The organism is Pseudomonas edaphica, from assembly GCF_005863185.1.
Classification (GTDB): domain Bacteria; phylum Pseudomonadota; class Gammaproteobacteria; order Pseudomonadales; family Pseudomonadaceae; genus Aquipseudomonas; species Aquipseudomonas edaphica.
On the sequence record NZ_VBVZ01000749.1, the window covers coordinates 1 to 2,701 of the forward strand.

The following is a 2,701-nucleotide window of genomic DNA, read 5'->3' on the forward strand; positions in this document are numbered from 1 at the left end:
GTTCAGTTGTTGCGCGCTGAACCACTGGCGCCAGGCATATGGCCGAGTGGTTTGTTGCAGCAGTGGCAGTTGGGCGATCTCTTCCGGGCTGAAGTGGGCACGGCTGCCCAGTAAGCGCGGACTGCACACGGGAACGGGGTTTTCGCCCATCAGTCGGTGGGATTCGGTGCCCGACCAATCGGCATCGCCAAAGTAGATGGCGGCGTCGAACTCGGTGTCGGCAAACAAAAAAGGGCGCGTGCGGTTGGTGAGATTGACCGTGACTTCCGGGTGTTGGTGCTGGAAGTCCTTAAGCCGTGGGATCAGCCATTGGGTGCCGAACGTTGGCACCACTGCCAGCTCGATGACATTCGCACCTTGCTGCCCCATGACCGACAAGGTATCGCGTTCTACGGCGTCCAGTTGCATGGCAACGCGACGGCTATAAGAAAGCCCTGCCTCCGTCAGCTTGACGCCCCGCCGTGAGCGTCGAAATAGCTCGACACTCAAAAACTCCTCCAGACTGGCGATCTGTCGACAGATGGCGCCTTGAGTGAGTGAAAGCTCGTGCGCCGCCTTGGTAAAGCTCTCGTGGCGGGCCGCTGCTTCAAAGCTGACCAGGGCGGTGGTGCTGGGAATTTTTCTGCGCATGTACGTTGTACTCACTCATAAAGCGCATTTGTGCGCTTCTAGCTCATTACGAAGTGAGAAATTAGCACAACCCTATGCATAAACCTCGTTTGCCCTCTGCGGTTGCTAGGCCTAGGCTGCATCCACGACTTCTGTTTTCTTCCCCGAGGACTTATTCATGGCTGGCAAGGCAAGCTTCAACTGGATCGATCCGCTGTTGCTGGATCAACAGCTCACCGAAGAAGAGCGCATGGTGCGCGACAGTGCTGAGCAATTCGCCCAGGACAAGCTGGCGCCGCGTGTGCTCGAAGCCTTTCGCCATGAAAAGACCGACCCTGCGATTTTTCGCGAGATGGGTGAAACCGGCCTGCTGGGCGCGATGATCCCTGAGCAGTACGGCGGCAGTGGCCTGAACTACGTGAGCTACGGGCTGATTGCCCGTGAGGTGGAGCGTGTCGACTCCGGTTATCGCTCAATGATGAGTGTGCAGTCGTCATTGGTGATGGTGCCGATCAACGAATTTGGCACCGAGGCGCAAAAGCAGAAGTACCTGCCAAAGCTGGCATCGGGCGAGTGGATCGGCTGTTTCGGCCTGACCGAGCCTAACCACGGTTCTGACCCGGGTGCGATGATTACCCGTGCACGTAAGGTCGATGGCGGCTACAGCCTGACCGGCGCCAAGATGTGGATCACCAACAGCCCGATCGCCGATGTGTTTGTGGTGTGGGGTAAGGACGATGCGGGTGATATCCGTGGTTTTGTCCTGGAGAAGGGGTGGAAGGGGCTGAGCGCTCCGGCGATTCACGGCAAGGTCGGCCTGCGGGCTTCGATTACCGGTGAGATCGTCATGGATAACGTGTTTGTACCCGAGGAGAACATCTTCCCGGACGTGCGCGGCCTGAAGGGGCCTTTCACTTGTCTTAACTCGGCACGCTATGGCATTTCCTGGGGGGCGCTGGGGGCTGCCGAGTTTTGCTGGCATACCGCTCGCCAGTACACCCTGGACCGTCAGCAGTTTGGGCGGCCCTTGGCGGCTACCCAACTGATCCAGAAGAAGCTGGCAGATATGCAGACCGAAATCACCCTGGCCTTGCAAGGCTGCCTGCGTTTGGGGCGCATGAAGGATGAAGGGACGGCGGCGGTTGAGATCACGTCGATCATGAAGCGCAACTCGTGTGGCAAGTCCCTGGATATCGCGCGCATGGCGCGGGACATGTTGGGCGGCAACGGTATTTCGGATGAGTTCGGGGTGGCGCGTCACCTGGTCAACCTGGAGGTGGTCAATACCTATGAGGGCACCCATGACGTGCACGCCTTGATTCTTGGGCGCGCGCAGACCGGTCTTCAAGCGTTCTATTAATAGGAGAACGGCATGGGTGCGCTTTCACATCTGCGGGTATTGGATTTGTCACGAGTGCTGGCCGGCCCGTGGTCCGGACAGATCCTTGCAGACCTTGGGGCCGAGGTGATCAAGGTTGAGCGGCCGGGCAGTGGCGATGATACGCGGGCATGGGGGCCGCCCTTCCTTAAAGACGCCTATGGCGAGAACACCAGTGAGGCGGCGTATTACCTGTCGGCCAACCGTAACAAGGAGTCGGTGACCATCGACTTCACGCGCCCGGAGGGGCAGAAGTTGGTGCGCGACCTGGCGGCCAAGTCCGATATCCTGATCGAGAACTTCAAGGTGGGTGGTCTGGCGGCGTATGGGCTGGACTATGAATCGCTCAAGGAAATCAATCCAGAGTTGATCTATTGCTCGATCACAGGCTTCGGCCAGACGGGGCCTTATGCGACGCGTGCAGGCTACGACTTTATGATCCAGGGGCTGGGTGGGCTTATGAGCCTGACCGGTCGGCCCGAGGGTGATGAGGGAGCTGGGCCGGTAAAGGTGGGCGTGGCGTTGACGGATATCCTGACGGGGCTGTACTCGACCGTGGCGATCCTGGCGGCGCTGGCTCATCGGGATCATGACGGCGGTGGGCAGCATATCGACATGGCGTTGCTGGATGTGCAGGTGGCGTGCCGGGCCAATCAGGCGATGAATTACCTCACGACGGGTATCGCGCCCAAGCGACGGGGCAATGCTCACCCC

3 protein-coding genes are annotated in these 2,701 nt (G+C 59.5%); 2 read left to right on the top strand and 1 reads right to left on the bottom strand.

Annotated elements, in window-relative coordinates; genetic code table 11:
- Window positions 1-630: LysR substrate-binding domain-containing protein (locus FEM54_RS29930; RefSeq protein WP_138453999.1), on the bottom strand; the 630-nt coding region annotated here is incomplete at its 3' end.
- A gap of 157 nt (window positions 631-787) precedes the next feature.
- Between FEM54_RS29930 and FEM54_RS29935 the strand changes: the two genes are divergently transcribed.
- Complete coding sequence (locus FEM54_RS29935) at window positions 788-1,969, top strand: acyl-CoA dehydrogenase (RefSeq protein WP_003187423.1); 1,182 nt, start codon at window positions 788-790, stop codon at window positions 1,967-1,969.
- A 12-nt stretch (window positions 1,970-1,981) separates the two neighbouring features.
- Window positions 1,982-2,701 (top strand): CaiB/BaiF CoA transferase family protein (locus FEM54_RS29940; RefSeq protein ID WP_138454000.1); only part of this gene is annotated, 720 nt, incomplete at its 3' end.

Excerpts from the sequence above, each read along its gene's own strand:
- FEM54_RS29935 (WP_003187423.1), top strand. The coding sequence starts at position 788 with ATGGCTGGCAAGGCAAGCTTCAACTGGATCGATCCGCTGTTGCTGGAT.